General features: G+C 43.2%; 17 protein-coding genes. 9 read left to right on the top strand and 8 right to left on the bottom strand.

Annotated elements, in window-relative coordinates; translation table 11 throughout:
* Nucleotides 1-42: 42 nt before the first annotated feature.
* Nucleotides 43-2,322, bottom strand: coding sequence for a 5-methyltetrahydropteroyltriglutamate--homocysteine S-methyltransferase (gene metE / locus PSI22_RS13535; protein ID WP_273580200.1), 2,280 nt, complete (start codon nt 2,320-2,322; stop codon nt 43-45).
* A gap of 107 nt (nt 2,323-2,429) precedes the next feature.
* Between metE and metR the strand changes: the two genes are divergently transcribed.
* Entirely contained in the window at nt 2,430-3,386 is a 957-nt protein-coding gene (metR, locus tag PSI22_RS13540) for an HTH-type transcriptional regulator MetR (protein WP_038187284.1), read from the top strand.
* Here metR and PSI22_RS13545 read toward each other — a convergent pair.
* The 3 genes from PSI22_RS13545 to PSI22_RS13555 all read right to left on the bottom strand — a co-directional run bounded on the left by PSI22_RS13545 (nt 3,271) and on the right by PSI22_RS13555 (nt 7,432).
* Nucleotides 3,271-4,170, bottom strand: a complete 900-nt coding sequence (locus PSI22_RS13545; RefSeq protein ID WP_273580201.1) for a carboxylate/amino acid/amine transporter — start codon at nt 4,168-4,170, stop codon at nt 3,271-3,273. The two genes, metR and PSI22_RS13545, sit on opposite strands and share 116 nt — an antisense overlap.
* Nucleotides 4,171-4,173: 3 nt before the next feature.
* Complete coding sequence (locus PSI22_RS13550; RefSeq protein ID WP_273580202.1) at nt 4,174-5,823, bottom strand: Na+/H+ antiporter; 1,650 nt, start codon at nt 5,821-5,823, stop codon at nt 4,174-4,176.
* A 262-nt stretch (nt 5,824-6,085) separates the two neighbouring features.
* Nucleotides 6,086-7,432, bottom strand: coding sequence for an NCS2 family permease (locus PSI22_RS13555; RefSeq protein WP_273580203.1), 1,347 nt, complete (start codon nt 7,430-7,432; stop codon nt 6,086-6,088).
* A gap of 1,700 nt (nt 7,433-9,132) precedes the next feature.
* On the opposite strand from PSI22_RS13555, the gene PSI22_RS13560 reads away from it, so the two are divergent.
* From PSI22_RS13560 to PSI22_RS13575, 4 genes are all read left to right on the top strand, one after another.
* Complete coding sequence (locus PSI22_RS13560) at nt 9,133-10,389, top strand: ArnT family glycosyltransferase (protein ID WP_306310586.1); 1,257 nt, start codon at nt 9,133-9,135, stop codon at nt 10,387-10,389.
* Between the two features lie 175 nt (nt 10,390-10,564).
* Nucleotides 10,565-11,308 carry a hypothetical protein gene (locus PSI22_RS13565; protein ID WP_273580205.1) on the top strand — a complete coding sequence of 248 codons (744 nt, stop codon included), beginning with the start codon at nt 10,565-10,567 and terminating at the stop codon, nt 11,306-11,308.
* Nucleotides 11,301-11,951, top strand: coding sequence for an RES family NAD+ phosphorylase (locus PSI22_RS13570; protein WP_273580206.1), 651 nt, complete (start codon nt 11,301-11,303; stop codon nt 11,949-11,951). The genes PSI22_RS13565 and PSI22_RS13570 overlap by 8 nt, the downstream gene beginning before the upstream one ends.
* A gap of 204 nt (nt 11,952-12,155) precedes the next feature.
* On the top strand, nt 12,156-13,412 hold the full coding sequence (locus PSI22_RS13575) for a DUF1479 domain-containing protein (protein ID WP_273580207.1): 1,257 nt from the start codon (nt 12,156-12,158) through the stop codon (nt 13,410-13,412).
* Nucleotides 13,413-13,616: 204 nt separating this feature from the next.
* Here the strand turns inward: PSI22_RS13575 and PSI22_RS13580 are convergent, their stop codons facing one another.
* Entirely contained in the window at nt 13,617-14,594 is a 978-nt protein-coding gene (locus tag PSI22_RS13580; RefSeq protein ID WP_238098808.1) for a GlxA family transcriptional regulator, read from the bottom strand.
* A 167-nt stretch (nt 14,595-14,761) separates the two neighbouring features.
* On the opposite strand from PSI22_RS13580, the gene PSI22_RS13585 reads away from it, so the two are divergent.
* From PSI22_RS13585 to fghA, 4 genes are all read left to right on the top strand, one after another.
* Nucleotides 14,762-16,438 (top strand): beta-ketoacyl synthase, encoded by a 1,677-nt coding sequence (locus tag PSI22_RS13585; RefSeq protein ID WP_273580208.1) that lies wholly within the window; start codon nt 14,762-14,764, stop codon nt 16,436-16,438.
* A gap of 462 nt (nt 16,439-16,900) precedes the next feature.
* On the top strand, nt 16,901-17,176 hold the full coding sequence (gene frmR, locus PSI22_RS13590) for a formaldehyde-responsive transcriptional repressor FrmR (RefSeq protein ID WP_273580209.1): 276 nt from the start codon (nt 16,901-16,903) through the stop codon (nt 17,174-17,176).
* 67 nt (nt 17,177-17,243) lie between these two features.
* Nucleotides 17,244-18,353, top strand: coding sequence for an S-(hydroxymethyl)glutathione dehydrogenase/class III alcohol dehydrogenase (locus PSI22_RS13595; protein WP_273580210.1), 1,110 nt, complete (start codon nt 17,244-17,246; stop codon nt 18,351-18,353).
* Nucleotides 18,354-18,422: 69 nt separating this feature from the next.
* Nucleotides 18,423-19,268, top strand: a complete 846-nt coding sequence (gene fghA / locus PSI22_RS13600; RefSeq protein WP_273580223.1) for an S-formylglutathione hydrolase — start codon at nt 18,423-18,425, stop codon at nt 19,266-19,268.
* A 64-nt stretch (nt 19,269-19,332) separates the two neighbouring features.
* On the opposite strand, the gene PSI22_RS13605 is transcribed toward fghA, so the two are convergent.
* The 3 genes from PSI22_RS13605 to PSI22_RS13615 form a co-directional block, all read right to left on the bottom strand.
* A complete protein-coding gene (locus PSI22_RS13605) occupies nt 19,333-20,313 on the bottom strand; it encodes a 3-oxoacyl-[acyl-carrier-protein] synthase III C-terminal domain-containing protein (protein ID WP_273580211.1) in 981 nt (326 codons plus the stop codon).
* Nucleotides 20,314-20,626: 313 nt separating this feature from the next.
* Nucleotides 20,627-21,658: a 3-oxoacyl-[acyl-carrier-protein] synthase III C-terminal domain-containing protein gene (locus PSI22_RS13610; protein ID WP_273580212.1), complete on the bottom strand. Its 1,032-nt coding sequence runs from the start codon at nt 21,656-21,658 to the stop codon at nt 20,627-20,629.
* Nucleotides 21,648-23,345 (bottom strand): thiamine pyrophosphate-binding protein, encoded by a 1,698-nt coding sequence (locus tag PSI22_RS13615; RefSeq protein ID WP_273580213.1) that lies wholly within the window; start codon nt 23,343-23,345, stop codon nt 21,648-21,650. Before PSI22_RS13615 ends, PSI22_RS13610 begins: the two co-directional genes overlap by 11 nt.
* Between the last annotated feature and the right edge of the window lie 541 nt (nt 23,346-23,886).

Below are 23,886 nucleotides of genomic sequence, written 5' to 3' on the forward strand. Positions count from 1 at the left end.
CGCCCGCCACATTTTATCTGCTGTAGCGGGCGTTTTTTCAGCTTAGTTATTTACGGAAGCACGCAGGCGTTTCGCCGCTTCGACCATGTTCGCCAGTGCCTGGCGGGTTTCAGTCCAGCCACGGGTTTTCAGGCCGCAATCCGGGTTAACCCACAGACGTTCCACTGGGATACGGTCAGCCGCTTTACGCAGCAACGCTTCAATCCATTCGACACTTGGCACGTTAGGTGAGTGAATATCATACACACCAGGCCCGATCTCATTCGGATATGAGAAATCTTCAAATGAATCCAACAATTCCATGTCTGAGCGAGAAGTTTCAATGGTGATCACATCCGCATCCAGTGCTGCAATGGAAGGCATGATGTCATTGAACTCGCAATAACACATATGGGTGTGGATCTGAGTATCATCCTCCGCAATCGCGGCACTCAGTTTGAAAGCATCCACAGCCCATTCCAGATATGCCTGCCATTCTTCCCTGCGCAGCGGCAGACCTTCACGCAGTGCGGGTTCATCAATCTGAATGATGCCAATACCTGCTTTTTGTAAATCATCAACTTCGTCACGCAAGGCCAGTGCAATCTGTTTGGCAATCGTTTCGCGGCTAATATCTTCCCTTGGGAATGACCAGCAGAGGATAGTCACCGGCCCTGTTAACATTCCTTTGACAGGCTTATCCGTCAGGGATTGTGCATATGTTGCCCAATTTACAGTAATGGCTTCTGGGCGGCTGATATCGCCAATGATTACTGGCGGCTTAACACAACGGGAACCGTAGCTTTGTACCCAGCCATTTTGGGTAAAGACATAGCCGTCAAAATGTTCACCGAAATACTCGACCATGTCGTTACGTTCGGCTTCACCATGCACCAGCACATCCAGTCCCAGATTTTCCTGTTCATTGATCGCCTGCTTAATATGTTCAGAAATATTGGTGCGATAGTGCGTGTTGTCCACACGACCTTTCTTGAAGTCCAGACGCAGGCTACGAATTTCCGTTGTTTGTGGGAATGATCCGATGGTTGTGGTTGGCCACAACGGTAAGTTGTAACGCTCACGCTGGAGTTTGGCCCGTTCTGGATAAACCAGATTACGCTCGCTATCCTGTGGTTTGATCGCCGTGATGCGCTCAGTCACCGTCGGATTGTTCACCCTTGTAGAACTACGGCGTGCACGGATTGGCGCACTGTAAGCATCCAGTTCAGCCTGTTTGCTGCCTTCCGGTGCATTCAGTGCCTGCGTCAGCAAAGACAGCTCTGCACATTTCTGTAATGCAAAGGCAAACCAGCTCTTAACTTCTTCATCCAGCCCGGTTTCATCGTTCAGGTCAATCGGGCTATGCAGCAATGAACAGGACGTGCCGATCCAAATATCACGCTTGCCTGCCAGCGATGCCACAAGCTGGTATTTCGCACTCAGATCTGCTCGCCAGACGTTGCGCCCATTGATGACCCCCAATGAAAGCAACCACGTTTCCGGCAGAGACTGATTCAACTCATCAAGGGAATCCTTCCCTGCAACTAAGTCTACATGCAGCCCTTGTACTGGCAGTGATTTGATCGTCGCCAGATTATGGCTGATGCTATCGAAATAAGTCGTCAGCAGTAATTTAGCCTGTCCTTGCAGCGCCTGATAAGCCGTTGAGAAGGCCTCCAGCCATTCCTTCGGCAATTCCAGTACCAGTGCTGGCTCATCAATCTGCACCCATTCGATGCCCCGTTTTGCCAATTCTGCCAGTACTTGCTGATAGACAGGGAGAATATCCGTTAACAGAGAGAGGCGGTCAAAGGCTTTACCCTTCACCTTGCCGAGCCATAAATAAGTTACAGGCCCCAGCAGAACAGGTTTGACGTTGTGTCCCAATGCCAGTGCTTCATCCACTTCATCCAGTAATTGAGTCCAACCCAATTTAAATTCTTGCCCCTGCTGAAATTCAGGCACGATATAATGATAATTTGTATTGAACCATTTAGTCATTTCAGAAGCGGCCGCTGGTGCACCTGTTGGAGCTCGACCGCGGCCAATACGAAACAGCGTATCCAGATCGATGCTACCATCTTCATTTTGATGACGTGGAGGCACGTTGCCCAATAACAAGTTAGTCGTTAATACTTGGTCATACCAAGCAAAATCACCTACCGGAACTAAATCAACCCCCGCCTCTTTTTGCTGTTGCCAGTGACGTGCACGTAATTCACGACCTGTTTCCAGCAATTCCTGTTGAGAAATTTTGCCTGCCCAATAATTCTCTTGCGCCTTTTTTAGCTCTCTTTTCAAGCCGATACGTGGAAAACCTAATGTATGATTCAAAACTGTCATGTCGTCACCCGCAAATTTTAGCCGTCTAGATGTTTACACTTCTATAATCAACAGGTACTGTATAAACCACAAGCGCAAATTATTCATTATCAACTTGAAGGTTTTTCATGATCGAAATAAAACATTTAAAAACACTACAGGCATTGAACCATTGCGGTTCATTGGCTGCGGCTGCAAATCATCTGCATCAGACGCAATCTGCTCTTTCTCATCAGTTCAGTGAACTGGAGCATCGGCTGGGGTTCAAACTCTTCATTCGCAAAAGCCAGCCATTGCGCCTTACGCCTCAAGGAGAAGTGCTGTTAAAACTGGCGGAGAAGGTACTGCCTCTGGTGACGGCTTCCCTGCGTGAATGCAGTGAACCGGAAGAAATTAACCTGCGCATTGCCATTGAGTGCCATAGCTGTATTCAGTGGCTGACGCCAGCACTTAAGCGTTTTAGTGAAAGCTGGCCGCAGGTTAGTGTGGATTTTAAATCTGGTGTGACGTTTGATCCCCAGCCTGCACTGCAACAGCGGGAACTGGATATTGTACTGACATCAGATATTATTGCAGACAGCAAGCTGAACTATACGTCGCTGTTTGACTATGAAGTGAAACTCGTGCTTGCCCCGGATCACCCATTGGCAAATAAGCGCGATATCTATCCACAAGATCTCGCTCCCGAAACGCTGCTGATTTATCCCGTCCAGCGACAACGGTTTGATATCTGGCGGCGCTTCCTCCAGCCAGCAGGTGTTACCCCGACATTAAAAAGCGTCGATAATACCCTGTTACTGATCCAGATGGTGGCGGCTCGCTTAGGCATTGCCGCATTACCCCATTGGGCAGTGGAAACATTCGAAAGGCAGGGGCTGGTTGTGACAAAAACGTTGGGAGAAGGATTATGGAGCAGATTGTATGCTGCCTGCCGAGAAGGAGAACAGCACCAACCTGCCATTAATACATTTATTCGTTCTGCGCGCCAGCACGCGGTGGACAATTTGCCGCTTGTAAAACGGGTTTCAGTATCCAACGGTGATGCACCCAAAGAGATGCAACAATCAGGCTGCTTCCTATGGTAAAACCCAGCCAATCAGGATGCTGCTGCCAAATTAAAAAATTGACCAACAACCCGGCCGGAACCAACATATTGTTCATAATCGCCAGTGTTCCGGTATCCACTTGGGTTGCACCATAGTTCCACATAAAATAACCAATGCCAGAAGCGCCTGCACCTAACCAGATCAGGACTCCCCATTGTAATTGCGTTGTCGGCAATTTATGTGGATCACCAAACAGCAGCCAGCCAATGATTGCGACCACACAAGCCCCCAGATAGAACCACGAAAACGCGATCCGCTGCGGTATTGGATGCACTTCCATCAAGCGCTTATAGCCAACCTGACCTATCGCAAAGAAAATATTCGCCAGCTGCACCAGTATCAAACCAATCCAAAAAGATTCGCTCAATCGGTCATAGCGAATAATCGCTGCGCCAGCCACCGCCAGCAAAGAACTCAGCGCATAGCCCCAACGCAGACGCTGACGCCCCATCACATCATATATCAATGTGACATATAGCGGAGTCATCACCGTAAACAGCAAAAATTCAGCGACAGTCAAGTAGTGGTAGGCATGAAATACAAACAAATACATCACACCAAGCTGACAGGCTCCCACGGCCATATACAATGAGATCACTTTCAGCGATAACCCACGCCAGCGCAAAAACGGCAGAAACACCAAAGCGGCCAGCACTACTCTGACCAGCACGGAAAACCAGCTATCAACCTGACCGGCAAGATAAGCACCAATCAGGCTGAATGAGGCAGCCCACAAAAAAGTTGTGATCGTTAACAGCCACATAATTTATTGATCTTTAACCACAAGTAACGCTTCAAGCAAATCCAGATCATGCAGCAGCGTTTGGAGTGTTTCATTACTAATCTTACGGGTTGCACGTAGATGATACAGTTCTCCCCTTTCGGCCCTTAATGCCGTCAGACGGAAACGCCGTTCCAACTCCTCAACCAGCAAGTTATGTTCGATTTCATCTTTACCTACAGTACGACGCCGCAAATAACCCGTGACTCGGGAAGCAATTTCACTCACGACCTCTGCATCCAGTTTTTCTTCGGTGCTGGCAGACAAGCGCTCTTCCATTTTATTCATACTGACAATCGCAACTTCAGCCATTGCTGCTTTCGCCATTCTGATTTCATTGATATCCGCCTGCTTATCTCCCACTTTCATGCCACGCAGCAACAGTGGCAGGACAACAACACCAACAAACAGGGAGAACAGGATCACGCCCGCTGCGATGAAAATCAACTGATAACGCGCTGGAAATGGATCGCCATCCGGCAGGAAAAGCGGGACAGATAACGCACCCGCCAACGTAATCGCGCCACGAACACCCGCAAGCGACGCCAGACACAATTCACGCGTAGTGTAAGAAGCAAACTCCAGCGGTTTCTTCTTCATTAACACCTTGCTGGCATTTTTCATCAACCATAACCAGCAGAACCGCAGCAATACCAACGCCACATAAATGATGCCAACCGCAGCAAACAGCATCCACGTTTCAACTTGCGGATCAAGTTCAGCCTGCTCGACAGACGTTTCCCAGATACCCGGCAATTGTAGCCCCAGCATGACAAATACAAGGCCGTTAAAGACAAAGGCCAGCATTCCCCATACGTTATCGGCACGCAGGCGCATAGCCAAAGGTGCATTGCGGATTACGCCAGACTTACTGATAGTCATACCCGCAGCAACCGCGGCTAAAATACCCGATACGCCGATATGTTCAGCAATCATGTAGGAAGCGAATGGCAGCAGCATCATGAACATGATTTGAGTTGCAGGATCATCGCCACTCCAGCGGCTCATCAATCGCAATGATTTACTGTACAACCATGTAATGGCAATACCGGACAACAGACCACCAATCGCAACTTTGAAAAACTCTATCGTTGCGCCAGTGACCGTAAATACCATCGTTCCCATGGCAATTGCCACGGCAAATTTCAGTGCAACCAGACCAGAAGCATCGTTCATCAACGCTTCACCTTCCAGCACACTCATCATGTTTTTCGGGATGCGCCCTTTTCCAACAATGGATGACAACGCAACCGCATCAGTTGGTGACAGCACCGCAGCCAGAGCAAAAGCAGCAATAAGTGGAATACCCGGCAGCAACCAGTAAATCAAGTAGCCAATACCGACAACCGTCACTAATACCAAGAATAAAACCAGAATGACTATTTCACGCCCATGTTGAAAAAATTCTCTGGTCGGTGTTTTCCAGCCATCAACAAATAATAAAGGAGGGATAAGTAAAACGAGGAATAATTCAGGATCGAAAGTAACGTGTAAACCAAAATGAGGCCAGGCCAGCAGTGCTCCCATTGCTATTTGCACTATTGGCAAGGGAATGCGGAACGGGATCATTTTAGTAAGAACACCTGAAACTGACACCACCAAAATCAAGATCAAGATAGTAAAAAATATTTCCATATTACCCTTACAAATTGCCAAAAATCCGTCGGTGAAGAGATTGTGACTTTTTTTTCACTCTAATAACAGTCGTAATAACCAGAAATATTAAAGTTATTAAAGAAAATCAAAAAACAATCACATTGTGAATCAATGACCAGCAAGTCATTAGTCTATTTTATACTTATCGGCGGGAGTGTGCTGAAAAATTAACACGTTTTAAAATTTATCCGACGGGAGGAAGTATGCGCAAACCTTGACCGTCTGCGCATGATTTTTTTGTTTAGATAGCCCAATTTCCGGCATAAAATATCACTAGCACGATAGCAATGATCACCGTACCGATATTCAGTTTACGCCATTCACCAGAGAAAACTCGCCCGACAACCAACGCACTGAACCCTAGCATGATACCGGTGACGATATTACAAGTCAGTACAATAAACACCGCACACAGTAATCCTGACATAGCCTCGACAGAATCATCGAAATTCAGCTTCCGTACGTTGCTCAACATCAGTAGCCCGACATACATCAAAGCGGGAGCTGTCGCATAGGCCGGAACCAGGTACGACAACGGAGAAAGGAATAAAATCAGCAGGAACAGAATACCCACAACCGCTGCGGTTAAACCTGTCTTACCTCCAGCGGCAGTACCCGCAGCGGATTCAATATAGACAGCAGCGGGAGAAGACCCAATCGCGCCTGCAAAGATACTGCTTACGGAATCGGCCGTCAGTGCTTTGCCTCCATTGATAATCTGGCCGCCTTTATCCAACAGGTTAGCTTGCCCTGCTACGGCTCGAATTGTCCCTGTAGCATCAAATATCGCTGTCATCACCAACGCCAAGACACTCGGCAACACCACCGGCTGCAAAGCCCCCATAATATCCATGCTAAACATCAGAGACAGCCCATCTTCTCCCAGCGTTGGCAGTTTAAACAATCCTTGATATTTCACTGCGGGATCGAAAATCAGGCCAATAATTGAGATGACGATAATGACCAACAAAATACCACCGGGTACTTTCTTCCTTTCCAGACCAATAATCGCCGCCAGGCCTAATAGTGCCATTATCACGGGAAATGCAGTCAATGAGCCAAAAGCAACCGGTAAACCGGCATGAGGGTTTTTAATCACCATCCCCACACCATTTGCCGCAATCAGCAACAGAAACAACCCGATACCAATACCGGTTCCATGAGCAATTCCCATTGGCATATTGCGCAAGATCCAAGCCCGAATCCCCGTCACTGAAATCACCGTAAACAGGCATCCCATCAGGAAAACGGCACCCAGCGCCACGGGAATACTCACCTGCTGGCCTAAAACCAGACTAAACGCCGTAAATGCGGTCAGCGAGATTGCACAGCCAATCGCCATCGGCAGGTTAACCCACAATCCCATCAATAATGAGCCAATACCCGTCACCAAACATACAGAAATAAAGACCGCTGTATGAGGAAATCCGGCTTGCCCCAGCATGCCCGGCACAACGATAACGGAATAGACCATCGCCAGAAATGTCGTCAATCCAGCCAAAATTTCCTGACGTACCGTCGTTCCGCGTTCAGTAATCTTAAAATACTTATCGAGTTTGCATTGAGTTGGTGCCTGCATGCCAGACATGTCTTTCCCCTGCCATTATGTTGAATTTTTAACGCTATCGCTCTCCACTCCACCCAACGAAAACGATTACGTCATAAGATATTTAAAATCAGTGCTGTACTCATTAGTGCAGCCACTTCTATACGCAATCGTTTGGCTTTTCAGGTAAAAAAATGGAGAGAGAATTTGAGGCGAATGATTATCCAGTGAATAAGGGATGAGAATCAAGAGATAATCATAAAATTTGTTGTGGGTAATCTCCGTATGTACGGAGAACACATATCGATTCTTAAAACCGACAATACCCAAATCGGTTTATCTCCGTATGTACGGAGAACACGTAATGCGTCAAAACCTTCGGCGGCAATTAACCGGTTTATCTCCGTATGTACGGAGAACACGGATTGCATCATCAGGAAACGCTGCGCGGGATCGGTTTATCTCCGTATGTACGGAGAACACTCGAACGTACTCTATATCATTAATTTTTAATGAGGTTTATCTCCGTATGTACGGAGAACACTCTAAAAGTATCTATTTGTTTTAAAATCTCTTTTTAAGAGCCTAAAACTCTACCAACTTTTAAAGAGCTAAACTAGCTATTAAACATAGCCTAAAAACCAGAAAAAATCGCCCACAATTTTGTCAAAATTCATATTTAATCGAAAAACACTCTTTCATATAAATATATAAATATATAAATATATAAATATATAAATATATAAATATATAAATATATAAATATATAAATATATCATAAGCATAATTTGAATATTAATTAAAAAAACAAAATATAGATTAATATTATTAAAATATGGGTAACTTTAAAAAATAACTTTACTTATTATAGATAACATTGATTATACACATATTAATATAAATAATATTATTTATTATTAAAGAAATTAGTTTAATATAAAAAATACAAATATGACCAACTTTCTATTTACAACAATAATTTATATAGAATAATATGCAAATATAATATTAACTTCATCTCTCAATGAGATTTATTTCAATAAAACCTCAACAAGAAAAATACACTATAACAACTATTATCTTGAGTAATAGTTATAAATGAAAATTATTTGCAATAAATTCAATAAGAAACAATATTCTCTTATCATAAAACCATTCTATATACGCACAAAACATCAAACTAAATAATATAAAACACTATTGCATTAATCCATCGAATCCATTATTGTCTAATATTTGACATTTAAACACTGAATAGCCGTTCAATTTAATTAATTTATATTTCTTAACTTTGGTAATTAATGATGAATAATATTCATAGATTTTCGAACACAGATATCAAGGCATTATTCCTATTTGTGGCATTCATGTTACTTTATCTATTGCCGGGAATTTATAGTCATACTCCTTGGAAACAGGATGAAAATTATAGTTTTGGTATGATCCAGACAATGTATGAAACAGGTAATTGGCTAGTCCCCATCAATGCCGGTGAACCTTTCATGGAAAAGCCCCCGCTATATTATTGGACAGCCACTACATTTACTCATTTATTGTCTCAATGGCTGCCTATGTATGACGCCGCAAGAACAGCCACTTTATTTTTCTCCATAATTAATTTTTCATTCTTCATTCTTCTGGCTCGCCGTGCATTTGATGTACAGAATTTCACCAATAGTCGCATATGGATCGCCTTTGCACTGTATGCCTGTGCTCCTGGGATCGTTCGTCATAGCCACGATATGTTCACCGATACCGCTTTGATTACAGGCACGACGATTGGGTTATATGGTTTATTGGGGTTGATTAAAAACGAAAAAAAACGCTATTCCATATTATGGCTGGCTATTGGCACAGCTATCACAATGTTATCAAAAGGGGTGTTCATCCCTGGGTTATTATGGATTTGCCTGCTATTAACACCGATTTTTCTAAAAAATTGTCGGGCTAAACAATATTGGCTAAATGTCTTTTTCGCAGGGGTAATTGCTCTCATTTTAATTTTACCGTGGCCAGTTATGTTATTAATTGAACACCCAGACTTATTTAAAGTTTGGTTTTGGGATAACAATATCGGCCGCTTCTTAGGGTTTTCTGTTGAAGATTTAGGTGCAAGAGCTGATCCAAGCCGAATTCCAGAAGCTGTGTTATTATTCGCATTTCCAGCAGGCCTATTAGCCTTTATCTTTATTATTAAAAACCCGATAAAAACCCTTACCGATCAACGGTATTTTATTTTTGCAGCATTTATATTACTCGGTATCATCCTGTTACAAATATCAGCCTCCAGCCGTGCGTTGTACTTGTTACCCTTTATTGCCCCGATGGCTATCTTAGCAACGGGCATCTTTACCCAATTACCCGAAAAAATTTACAGCGCTCTGAGTCTCTGTTTTTCAGTGCTATGGTCTATTCTGATTCTCTTTGTATGGACAACTTATTTTCTATCACTCTCTTCTGATTACAAACATTGGTTGGCACCTTTGGGAAAATGGCTGCCAATGAGTTATCAGATGCACTTTTCCGGTTTTATATTCACCAGTGCCGTTATTATCACCATTATCTGGCTAGCTAAGAGCAGAATACTGTCTAAATCTCCCGCCTTACGTACCGCACAAAACTGGACCTTAGGGATTGCTGTTGTTTGGGGATTGGTATTTACCTTGTTTATCGGCTGGATTGATTATACCAAAGGCTATAAAGAAGTATTTACCGATCTTAAACAGCATTTAGCAGGAGAATATAAAGCCGATGATTGCATGTCATCTTATTTTATCGGCGAATCAGAAGCGCCAATGCTTTATTACTTCGCCCATATCCTTCATCAAAGACAGAAAGATTTTGCTGCTCCACAAACATGTCGCTGGCTTATCATGTTATCCGAAGATATTGAACCCGCTCCGACAGGCATGGCGTTGTTTTGGTCTGGACATCGGCCGAATGATAAAAATAAAAATTTAGTGGTGTATAAAAAAGGGATGCCTGAAATAGCTAAGTAAATAGATTATTGGATGTAGCGTTCCCGTAAAGGAAAACGAAAAACCTTCCCTCTGAGCGCAACCATCCAAAACTCAGCTTGCATTTGACCATATTTTGCACAATACTGAGATATAACTGATATAAACCATATCAACAATATCTACACCCTATACAAATCCGGATAAGAAGGTTGGAATGAACACCAAAACACCAAGAAAAAACAAAGCTCAAGAAGAACTCAGTTTAAGTTATGTCTCTATCCTTGATGTGCTGTCAAATGAACAAGACCACATTGAGCATATATATGTCACCGATATCCCTCCCAATGAAGCAGATCGCTTCTTATTAGTTGAATTACCAAAAATGGCTGCTGGAGAGTTTGACGTTAGAGATTTTCGGATCGCACTCCTTAGTGCACTAAATGCAACAACCACAGTCAAACGAAACCTTTCCTCTCGTAATATCATTAAGTTAGATATAAATATTCCCGCAGATCTTCTGGGAAATAGTAAAAACGAGAAAGTATCACGAAAAACATCAAACAAAAAAGATCGAATTGAAACATTGAAAAATGCAATCTTAGAAAACGCAAACTGGCTTTCATCAAGAGCATTAAGCAAATTTGCCAGCTTTTCATCAAGTAACCCAAGCGCAACACCTAACCGTTGGAAAAAGGCAAAAAAAATCTTTGCCATATCCGTTAAAGGAAAAGATTTTTATCCACAATATGCGCTGGATGAAGGCGGTTTACCTCTACCGATAATGAAAAACATCATTGAGCTTTTTGATGAGAAAAAGACTTCCTGGGGAATCGCTATATGGTTTGGAACACCTAATGCATGGTTAGGTAAAGCCAAACCCAAAGACGTTTTGATGAACCGACCAGGAGATGTGCTATTGGCTGCAAGACAAGAAGCTGAAGGGCCGCTGCATGGCTAATCTAAAAGGCAAGAAACGTCTCAACACTTCAGTTAAGACTGGAGTTTGGAAAACGAACACTCCCATTGAGCGGATTCATAACAAAGCATACAGCGGGGCTGAATTTAACCCAGGAAAAGGAAATGCCAGATTCAGTCCATGCCAAAACGCGAAAGGTAAACCTGTACCAACTATCTACGGCGGGGAAAATATTCCAGTTGCTGTTATGGAGACAGTTTATCACGATGTACCAACAGGGTGTGACAACCAGCCTTTTGATCTCGGGAAATTAGATAAACTGGTTTATAGCCGACTCATTCCCAACATTAATCTTATCACTGTTGATATTAATCCTCGGGTATTACGAAAATGGGGTAATGATCCAAAAGAAGTTTTACTCTCCGATGCGGAAAACTACCCTCAGACACAAGAACTGGCGAGTCAAATTTACCAAGATAATCCAACAGCTCAGGCAATAACTTGGGCATCAAAACAACATGGTGATAAAGCCATCATGTTATTTGGTGATCGACTTAAAAATAGTGACTTTACCGTATCCATTCAATCCCAGCCTCTCCAATCATCAAACGAGGTTATGAAAGAAATTAATGCTCTGGCAGATGAAATGGGACTAATCACTTATACAAGTGAAGATCTTATCTGATTTTCACTTTCTAATTTCTTGATGAGAGATTAAGAGATCAGCAGTAATCCCGTTCAACTGCCACGGCCTACCAAAGAAAAATAAATTCTGCGCGTTAGCTCAAAACCTTTTGCTGTAAATGGGTTAATATTTCGTTTATAAAGCGTACATAAATCAAATTTACTTTCATACGAAAATTAAAACGATTAACAGAAAGAGTCTGCTATGAATACTTCTTTCACCTCTACCGTTTTTCCTGATGATTACCGACAAAAAATTCGCCGGATGAAACAAGCCATGCGCGAACAGATAGGCGATGTTGAAGGCCTGTTCGCTCAGGTATGCGACAAAATAGAAAAAGAGATCGCCGCCGCCCGTGTGGATGAAAAAAACATCGGGAGTGCCTGGCCGGAAATACACTGGAGTGATGTGGCGGAACGCAAAGTCACAGAACAAACCCTACAAAAGATTAAACGTCGTGGATGTTTGGTCGTCAGACAGAATTTTCCACGAGATAAAGCACTGGCATGGGATCAGTCCATGCTTGATTACCTCGATATCAATAACTTCGATCGCGTTTATCAAGGGCCGGGGGATAACTTCTTCGATAGCCTTGAAGCATCTCGCCCAGAGATTTACCCCATTTACTGGTCTCATGCTCAGATGGAAGCCAGACAAAGTGAAGAAATTGCGCGGGTACAGTCTTTTCTAAACCGTTTGTGGAAATTTGAGTCAAATGGCGTAAGTTGGTTTGATCCCGATATCAACATGATTTATCCCGACCGCATTCGCCGTCGGCCACCGGGCATAACATCAAAAGGGCTGGGCGCTCATACAGACTCGGGTACTCTAGAGCGCTGGCTGCAACCCGCCTACCAAAAAGTGTTCAATAAAATTTTCACCAACCGATTCAAAGAATACGATCCTTGGGATGCAGCCTACCGTCCAGAAGTGACCGAGTACGATAACACAACAAAATGTTCAGTTTTTCGGACATTTCAGGGCTGGACGGCGCTGTCTGATATGATCCTCGGTCAAGGACTTCTGCATGTTGTTCCTGTGCCAGAAGCAATGGCATACATTTTGTTACGGCCACTGCTGAATGATGTCCCCGAAGACGAACTGTGTGGCGTTGCCCCCAATAAGGCGCTTCCCATCTCCGAGAAATGGCACCCTCATCTTGTCCGAGGATTGTGCAGTATTCCATCATTGCAGGCTGGTGATTCTGTGTGGTGGCACTGTGATCTTATCCACTCCGTTGCACAAGTGGAAAATCAGCAAGGCTGGGGCAATGTAATGTATATCCCGGTGGTGCCGCTGTGTGACAGAAATCTGGCTTATGCTCACCACGTTGCAGATGCTCTTGAACATGGAACATCTCCGGCCGATTTTCCCAAAGAACACTATGAAAAGAACTGGAAAGGTCGTTTTACGGCTGCTGATTTGAACATCATCGGTTTGCGTGGTCTTGGATTGAGTTGAGCTTAATACAGGCTCTTTACTATTTTATCTCGGCTAGCTAGGGAAAATATTACTTGCGAAATTTTCTTAAAACGCTAACCCGTTTTCCTTACACCTGCGGGGCCGTTATTTTGGCGCTCAGAATCTGGTGTATTCAGAACTCGCTTTGGAGCCAATATTATAAGGGATTCTTCTGACGCTATTCCGGCAAATAGATAAATAACATCAGGCATGGAAAACTTTGGCTTTCACCAGCTTACGGTAAGCAACGGGAGTCAGTTTAAAGTGTTGCTCAAATACTTTACTAAAGTAATGGGGATCCTTAAAGCCCACTAATTGCGCTATATACAGTAAAGTCAGGCTATTATCTTGCAGAAGCTGCTTGGCAATTAATAAACGCTGATCGAGCATGTATTTATGTGGTGAGACGCCTACCTGCCCCTTAAACCTACGTATCAGGGTGCTCTCCGACACACCAACGTGAGTAGCAATGTCCTTAATCGTGATTTGTGAAGTCACATGCTGCTTAATATAACTTTGTGCTATCGACACCATTTCATCAAATTGCGTGTTGCCTCCCACTTGAAAAAACGGCTCTGACTGAAAATTTGATACTTCATGCATGAAATGTTTTTCAATGATCTTAGCAATCGGTGCACTGAAAAACTGGGCGATCAAGTAAACAAGTAGTTCGGTTTGGGAGTTAATACTTCTCACACAATAAATGTTGTCACAATACGTGATGCTTGCCTTACGATTTACACCAACCGTCGGAAACCGACGTTCAAACTTGCCATAGAAAGACCAATGAGTTGTTACTGTTTTTTCTTCAAGCAATCCCGCTTTCGCCAGCCAATATACCCCGGTGCCAGTCGCAACAATAATAGCTTGATTTTCTTTTTGCCGACGCAACCATTCGAGAATATCTTCCCTGCCAGCCATAGAAGGTGAGGGATTTCCCCACATCGGAGGTAAAAAAACCAAATCAAAATCGACAGGATCCGAAAATTTATGGTGGGTATGTAGCGTAATCTGCGCTATGTGTTCGTTATTTTCCTTCGCATCACCAATAACAGACATATAGAAGGGTTCTTCTCTCTGCTGTACCCGGCTTCTCAAGCTGCTGGCACTGTTTAACATATCCGATGCTAACGTTATCCCGCTTTGCAACGCTTTGTCATATAAGACAAATGCTATTTTCATTCCTTTTCTCCAGAATTGTGCGCACCTCTTTTATATATCACCACCAATATTTAGCTTCGAGATAGTCGATAAGGTGTGACCATATTCTCAGCTTTAATGACAGGGATATAAGAGTTTTAATTTATCCTAACTGCTAGACTTCAAGAAAAATCTTTTCGGAGTTCGTAATGAGTAATTTACCCGTAATTGTTGGTTTGGGTGGTATCAATGCGGCCGGAAGAAGTTCTGGATTCCACAGCTATAAACGCATCGTGTCAGACAGTCTCAGCGACGAGATCATGCAAGATACATGGCTCGATTTATGTCATCGAATGGGCATTGTTAAAAATACAGCATCGGTTACAGGTACCCATATCGAGAGTGCCAAAAACGGCACACTGATCAGAAAAATAACGCACTTCGACACGCAAAAAGTATCTTCTGTAACCAGTGCGGGTCAGTTGCCGGAAGGATTTGAAGTTGGTGATTTATATAACGCAAACCATCATCCGCGCGGTTTACGTCTGACAGTCTATGGAGCCTCGGATTTACTCAGTTCAATTGGCATTTCATGGCCAGATATCGCCAAATTGGTGGAACCCGATCAAATTTCTGTTTATGCCAGTAGCGCTCTGGGTCAGATAGACCGATTTTCATTGGCAGGCTTAATCGGTAATCCACAGAATGGCATACGCATTAGTTCCAAAATGCTAGCGCTTTCCCTTGCTGATATGCCGGCAAATTTTATTAATAGCTACATTATCAACAGCATCGGCAACACATCAGCTAATCTAGGTGCCTGTGCAAGCTTTCTGTATAACCTCAGACAAGGCGTCAATGATATCAAACAAGGTAAGGCAAAGATCAGTTTAGTCGGATGCTCTGAAGCAGCTATCGTCCCTGAAATTATCGAAGGGTTTCAAGTTATGGGCGCTCTCGCAGAAGACCATCAACTATGTAAACTGGATGGAACCGATATCGTTAACAACCGCCGTGCTACCCGACCATTTTCAACTAATGTTGGATTTACCATTGCCGAATCTGCGCAATTCGTATTACTCATGAGTGACGATCTTGCTTTACAGTGTGGCGCCAACATCCTTGGCGCTGTGCCTGATGTTTTCGTTAATGCGGATGCCAATAAGAAATCAATATCCTCACCCGGAATCGGTAACTACATTACTATGATGAAAGCAGCTTCCCTCGCTGACCATCTGCTGGATGGCAAATTGCAGTATTCTTACGTTCAGGCGCATGGTACTGGAACACCACAGAACAGAGTCACTGAAAGTCATATCATTAATGAAGTTGCCAAAGTTTTTGGACTCAATTGCTGGGATGTCACCGCCATAAAATCGTATGTAGGACATTCCATTGCCGCCTCTGCGGGCGATCAATTAGCCTGTACATTAGGGGTTTGGCAGTACGGATGGATCCCTGGTATCAAAACCATCGATCACATTGCCGAGGATGTACATGCAACAAATCTGAATATCTTGATGCAGAATAAGTTTGCAGGCGAGCACGGTGAGAAGATGCGCGCCACAATCATCAATACCAAAGGATTCGGTGGCAATAACGCCAGTGCAGTTATTTTATCTCCACAGCAAACCATGCAGATGCTGAACAAAAAACACGGTAGCTCCGCTGTCTACACATATCATCAGCGTAATCAAATTGTTAAACGTAAAAGTGAAGATCAGGATCGAGCAATTTGTCGTGGTGAAGAATCGGTTGTTTACAATTTCGGCAACGCAGTGATGCAATCATCAGATATAAAACTTTCACGTCAGGAAGTGAAATTATCAGGATTTAAGCACACCATAAAGCTGCCGAATGCAGAGGAATTCAGTGCATTCTTGTGAGAAAGCCATAGGGAATAGCCAAGTGCAGTGCAGTATTCAAGCGTTATTTTATGGCTTTACTGCCTGCCATATAAAACTGCGCCTCAAATCATAATAAGTTGATGATGCCCTGTGTATTTCAGGGCATGTCTTTAGTATTTATTGAAAATCAAGCGAATCTTCTATGGGATTTTTAACCAATCCACTGTTTTAGCACGAGATAATCCATCAAATGCCATTTTCATGTTTATCCATAAAGCCCCATATTTTGGACTTTGAGGACATAAAACCCTAATAAAGTCCCAAATAAGTTGCTTTATTAGGAGACAGAAACTGTGCCTTATAAATAATGCAAATGAATTTCCAATCCTATGATGGAAGTAATCCCAATAGTGCGATCTAACTCCATCTATTACAACAAGCCATATACATCCCCCCAGCATCCAACTATACTCCCCCCCACTATCTAGGAGATGTTTGTTTATGCCCCATTCGCCAGAAGAGAAAAAACGCGTTCTCACTCGGGTCAGGAAAATCAAAGGCCAGATTGAAGCCCTAGAATTCGCCCTTCAACAACAGGCTGACTGCGGCCCTGTGTTACAGCAAATTGCCGCTATTCGTGGTGCCGTCAATGGGCTAATGGCTGGTGTCCTTGAAAGCCATTTACGTGAAGAGCTGACAAATACCGAGCAAACACCAGAAGCACAGAAAGCCTCGATAGAAGATGCCGTTTCTCTGATCCGAACTTATCTTCGCTGATACCCCAATTAGCTTTATTAACCCATATTCGCGAACGTATGACACTGCCTATTCAAAAGGAGAGTTTATGAAATCACGAGCCGCTGTTGCATTCGGGCCGGGCCAGCCCCTTGAAATTGTTGAAATTGATGTTGCACCGCCTCAGGCCGGAGAAGTTCTGGTTAAAATCAGCCATACCGGTGTGTGTCATACAGATGCCTTCACCCTGTCAGGGGATGATCCGGAAGGCGTATTTCCCGCCATACTCGGGCATGAAGGCGCAGGCGTAATCGTTGAGGTGGGCGAAGGCGTCACCAGCGTCAAACCCGGTGATCATGTTATCCCTCTTTATACCGCAGAATGCGGAGAGTGCCTGTTCTGCAAATCCGGGAAAACCAACCTGTGTGTCGCCGTGCGGGCAACTCAGGGAAAAGGTGTCATGCCCGATGGCACAACTCGTTTTTCCTATAATGGACAGCCTATTTATCATTATATGGGATGCTCCACATTCAGCGAATACACCGTTGTCGCCGAAGTCTCACTAGCAAAAATCAATCCGGAAGCCAACCATGAAGAAGTATGCCTGCTGGGTTGTGGTGTCACTACCGGCATTGGCGCTGTGCACAATACGGCAAAAGTACAGGCTGGTGACTCTGTTGCTGTCTTTGGGCTCGGCGGTATTGGCCTTGCCGTAATCCAAGGTGCTCGTCAGGCAAAAGCGGGCAGAATATTTGCCATCGATACCAATTCAGCAAAATTTGAACTGGCCAAACAGTTCGGTGCAACCGACTGCCTGAACCCGAATGATTATGATAAACCTATTCAGCAGGTCATTATCGAGATGACAGAATGGGGAGTGGATCATACCTTCGAGTGTATTGGTAACGTCAATGTCATGCGTGCCGCGCTCGAAAGTGCGCACCGTGGCTGGGGGCAATCAGTGATTATTGGTGTAGCCGGTGCCGGACAGGAAATCTCCACCCGACCATTCCAACTGGTCACCGGCCGTTCATGGCGCGGAACTGCCTTTGGCGGTGTTAAAGGCCGCAGTCAGTTGCCTAAAATGGTGGAAGAGGCGATGAAAGGTGAAATTGAGTTAAAACCTTTTGTGACCCACACCTTGCCGCTCGAACGCATCAATGAAGCCTTCGATCTGATGCATGAGGGAAAATCCATACGCACCGTCATTCATTATTAAGCCGTGTTGCGGAAATTAAAAACCGCGCTGTGAAAGGGGTGAAACTGTATGTTTTACAGAGAGGAAAAAATGGAGAGAATTGAACGCCGCGCTTGTTTTGGGGGATGGCAGGATGTTTATCAGCACAATTCAGCCGTGCTTGGCTGTACCATGAATTTTGCTGTCTATCTTCCTCCTCAAGCTGAACATCAGAAATTACCGGTGCTGTACTGGCTCTCAGGCCTAACATGCAATGAACAGAATTTCATCACTAAAGCGGGCGCTCAACGCTATGCTGCCGAACAGGGTATTATCCTTGTCGCTCCAGATACCAGCCCTCGTGGTGAGAACGTTGCGGATGATGATGCTTATGATTTGGGTCAGGGCGCTGGTTTTTACCTCAATGCAACACAAGAGCCTTGGGTGCCGCACTATCGCATGTACGAGTATGTGGTATCAGAGTTACCGGCATTGATCGAAACACATTTTCCAGTAACAGAGGATCGCGCTATTAGCGGCCACTCTATGGGGGGTCATGGCGCACTGACAATCGCGCTACGCAATCCGGATCGTTATCACAGTGTATCGGCATTCTCGCCCATTGTTGCCCCCTCTCAAGTTCCCTGGGGAGAAAAAGCTTTTCGTGCTTATCTGGGTGATGATCGTGACACATGGAAAGCCTATGATACCATCGAGCTGATCGCTAATAGCGCTAAACCCTTACATTTGTTGATTGATATCGGTATTGATGATCCGTTTCTTGCAGAACAGTTACGCCCTGAATTGCTGAAAGAGGTATGCGAAAAGGCCGGGCAGCCTTATACACTGAATCTGCGCTCGGGTTATGATCATAGCTACTACTTTGTCGCCAGTTTTATCGGTGAGCATATCGCATATCATGCTGAGGTATTGAAGGGCTGTTGTGCTGATAATTGATGGATTACTACAAGTTAAGACAAAACGCCTCGCAATTTAGCGGGGCGTTTGATAATAACATCATTTAATATTGCATTAATACAGCGATACTTTGCCAGCCAGCACCAATCGTCCAGAAAATCAGGAAATCACCACGGACAATTTTTTTTCTTTCTAGCGTTTCATAAAGTGCAACAAATGGACTATTGGTCGCAGTGTAACCATACTCATCACCAATAAATAATGCCTTATCCTGATCCACACCAAGTTCTTCACAGAGTCGTCGAATGTTACTTACAGAAAATTGTGAAAACATAAATCCCTTAATATCAGCAGGAACTAAATTATGTCGTGAAAGTAACAATTGGATAGATTCGGATGCGGCGGTGATACAAATATCATCATCAAAGGGGGTGAATTTGACTTTTGCGGAAACATCATGCCGATGAATATTTGATAATCCACATGCAGGGAAAAGTGAATTATCGATTACTGAGGTTTGTATACGACATTCTGAATCTATAAAACCATTGCCCTGTTCAGTTTTATGAAGAATTACCGCTACAGCAGACTCTCCAAAACATGAATGGTAGACGGGTGCATTACTGCTGTGAGCCCCAAAATAATCGCTGCCTACAACCAGTGCAAGCTGGCATGACGGATTTGCCATCATCGCCCTGGAAACCATTTCTACCGCAACTAATAACCCCGCACAATTGGCATTCATGTCAAATGCCAAAGCCCTTTCTCCGCCTCCAATAGCATGATGTATTTTGAGCGCCGTTGAAGGAATCAGATATTCTGGCGTTTGTGAAGCAAACACGATGAAGTCTAGATCCTTAGCCTGACACCCCAGCCGCTGAATAGCATCATTAGATGCCGCAACTGACATCGTGAGTGTTGTATCAGATGAATCACGGATCAGGTAACGATTTTTATGGCCAAGCGCATTAAACAAACCACTCATATCAATGCCTTGGGCAGCATAGTGTTCTATAAACCAATTATTATCAACCGAAGTTGGAGGATGCCAAATTCCTAACGATGCAATCGCTACTCTTGTCATAATTGCTCCTATTTATAACCGTAGTCATTGGAAATACCTGATTTATACTAAATAGCTTCATCGGCAGGAATTAAAGTTTTAAGAAACCTACGGACGTTTCCACTTTTTAATGTCACTCTCCGAGAAAAAGCGAATAAGTTCGCTTGCCGAATTAATGATAATTTTCAAATCTTAAATTCTGCATCTTAAAGTTAATTGGGTATACATGTATAAGGTTATATTTTAATACATGCCAACACTTTATAATAAAGGCTCAGGCTCATTCCAATCTCAACCATTAACACATAGGCATGATCAGTTTGGCCTGAAGCGATTAAATATTTTGAGTTACACCACTAGGTAACATTGGATTACTTAGCTGTGTCTTATGATCATAACAATATACATTGCAAGAAATGTGCTGCCATCGAAGTAGAACAGCAGTCGCAGTGGTCGAAGGACCCATTCCCATAACAATTACCCAGTCAGAATCAGTCAAATTTTTATTATCCTGCATTTCCATTAAACCGAAAAAGCTCTGCGCTGGCCCCAAACTTCCATATTTGTGAAAAATAGAAATAATTTTATCTTTCCCTACGCCCAAAGCTTCTGCAGCGGCACTGGCAACCCAATCACTCGGGTCATAGACGTAAAAAGCGCTGACCTCATTTAGACTAATCCCGTTTGATTGACACACTTTATTGCAGCACTGGTAAATCGTCTCCTTCATATTATTAAATATATATTCACCCCCCTTCGGTTTATAGTAGACATAACGTTCAGGTACTTCATTAAATTGCAATACATCGTAATGTGCAGTACTCAAAGTATGACAACCAGTCACTGTCATACCTTGTTTTCGACTAAGTACTAAGCATGCAGCACCATCGCTTAATAAAGTCCTCGCGGGATCGCTCATTGCGAACCAATGCGAATAATTACACCCAGCAATAACAGCAATGTTATGAAATTCAGAGTTGGAAAACATAGCAGTGGCGAGTTCCAGTCCAGTTGCACCACCACTTGTTCCGACATTGACTGACACCACCGGACAGGATAGCTTTAGTTCTCTGGCCAGTCGTCCGGCCTCATCGCCCAAAATGTTATCAGACCATACCTGGCTAAGAATCAGATAATCAATATCTGAAATATCCATCTGTACCTGCTTTACTGCTGCTAACAAACTTACTTTCATTAACTCAATTAAATCTTTTTTATGCTCTAAACGCCATAAAGTACGTGATCGAGATAACTGCTGTTCACCGGGTGCGCTGAACTCATTACGTATATTATCCTCTGGGTGAATAATAATTTTTTCCGGTGGCAGGATACCTGCCGCCGAAATAATTGAGACGTTATTTCGCATCCAGCTCCTCCTTTAATTTCTTGAAAGTTTCAACTCTATCACCGAGAGGAGGGATCTCATATTTATCAATAAATGCATTAATTACGGCAGGTTTCTTTTCTTCAATTGCATGAATAAGGGCTTCACGTAATTCTTTTTTATTCCTTACGTTATAACCTGTCGCTCCAATAGACTGTCCAAATAGAGCAAAGTCAACTTGAGGTATACTGCAGTCAAGTGGCGGATAACCCAATAGCTCCTGCCCCTGCCTGCACATATTGTAACCGGCATCATTCATCACAAGCCAGATAGCAGGTAATCCGTATCTGACGGCAGTGCTTACTTCATTCGACATCAGCATTGAGCCGTCACCGATGATACCTACTGCACAGCGTTCTTCTGATGCAGTAATTCCTACCAACCCGCAAGCATAGTGCCCCATAGCGCCATAAGCTGTACTTATACGATATCTCAATGGGTTCGAAAACTTCAGGTAGCGATTAGTCCAGACAAAGGAATTTCCCGCTTCTGAAGCAACATAACAATCGAACATATCGATAGCTATTTCCTGAACCACACTCATCACATCAAGCGGATGGATCACATCTTTTGCTGCATCTGAATAGCATTTATGACTGTCATGTGGCGCTGAGATGGCCTCAATGTAACTGGGGGGAATTACTTTCTCAGCCATGCAGGCATCAATAGAAGTGAGAAATGTTTCAATATCGCTGTCAATGAGAACAGTATGCGGGGGCAGATTCCCTTTAATTTCCTGTGCATTTAGACCTATATAATAAACTTTAACCTTCTCAAGGTTACTTTGGGCGTAAGATGAACTCAGCTCACCCAATCTGCTTCCCATGATGATAACAGCTGACAATAACGGACAATGTAATGTTTTATAAATACTTTCTGAATCCGATCCTAAACCGCTGGTTCCGGCATAAAGGCTATGTTTTTCATTAAAGATCCCTTTCCCCCGCGGAGTAGATATGACCCGTGAATTTGTTTTTACAGCAATCTGAGTCAACAACGCAGAAGCATGCCGAGCACCAAATCCTGCCCAAAAAACAGCATTTTCATTGACGAGCAAATCGGCTATTTCCTGTGAATGACGTTTCGCATTTTCGTCTAAATCGTCATGAGATAAGGAAAACACCTCATCATTTTCATAATTGATGATTTCTTGCTGCACTTTTGTTGTCAAAAATATACCAACCACGTAACCGTCTTTCTTATTTAACCCTTTCCTTAATTTTTTCTCGAGGTCAAAGTAATCATCCTTTTGGTTTATGATAATGATTTCATCAAAATAACCGTGTCCATCCGGGAGACACAGTCCGTCTATATCTTGTACTGTAGTTTCCTGCAAGCTCCACTTCCCTGAAGGGGTAACAGACGTGATTGATGAGATGAAAATGACCTTTGCACCATCTAACTTTGCTGCTCTTAACCCAGTTAATGCATTACTTATTCCCGGACCCGCTGTAGCAAAAGCTACGGCGGGAACCTGATGACACAAACTGAATTCAGATGCAGAAAAGGTTCCTCCCGACTCATGCCTACAGTGAAATATTTTTATTTTTTCTGATTCCGTGAATGCCTGCCATATAGGTGCAATAAACCCACCGGAAACCCCAAATGCCGCTTTAACCTCACAATCCTCAAGCAATTTAACTAAAGTTTTCGCAATATTAACTGACATGCTATATTTCGTCCTTTTTTTAAGAATAAAGCGTATTAGCTATCCCAATAAAAAATAAATTCATGATACTAATCGCTATCATTAACGTTCATTTATAGCATGCAATAGAAATCTAAGTATGCACACTAAAACAACCTCACTATTTAAATTCATAATGAGATAGTTACATAATTATAATAATAACCAAAATTTCAATATATAATTAAAATATAATCCATTCAGATATAATTTTCATAATGACACTCGATTTTTCATAATAACCACTCATATATTATTTATTAGTCATATTACATTTAACTCAGACAAATACAAAATTATCAGTATGTTTATTTTTAAGAATAATTTAAGATATTTTGTAAAGCATAGACTATTATCTGAATCGGCCTCTTCTATTGTAGTTATTATTAGATCATGATACGCAGATAGGGCACACCTTATAACTTACCTATTGCAAATATTTATTTTTTTCTCCTGAATCCATGGAGTCCGTTGACAGTCAATACCTATATTTTGATCACCACGATTTACCCATGAATTTAAG

It is taken from the genome of Xenorhabdus aichiensis (genome assembly GCF_028598775.1).
Lineage (GTDB): Bacteria > Pseudomonadota > Gammaproteobacteria > Enterobacterales > Enterobacteriaceae > Xenorhabdus > Xenorhabdus bovienii.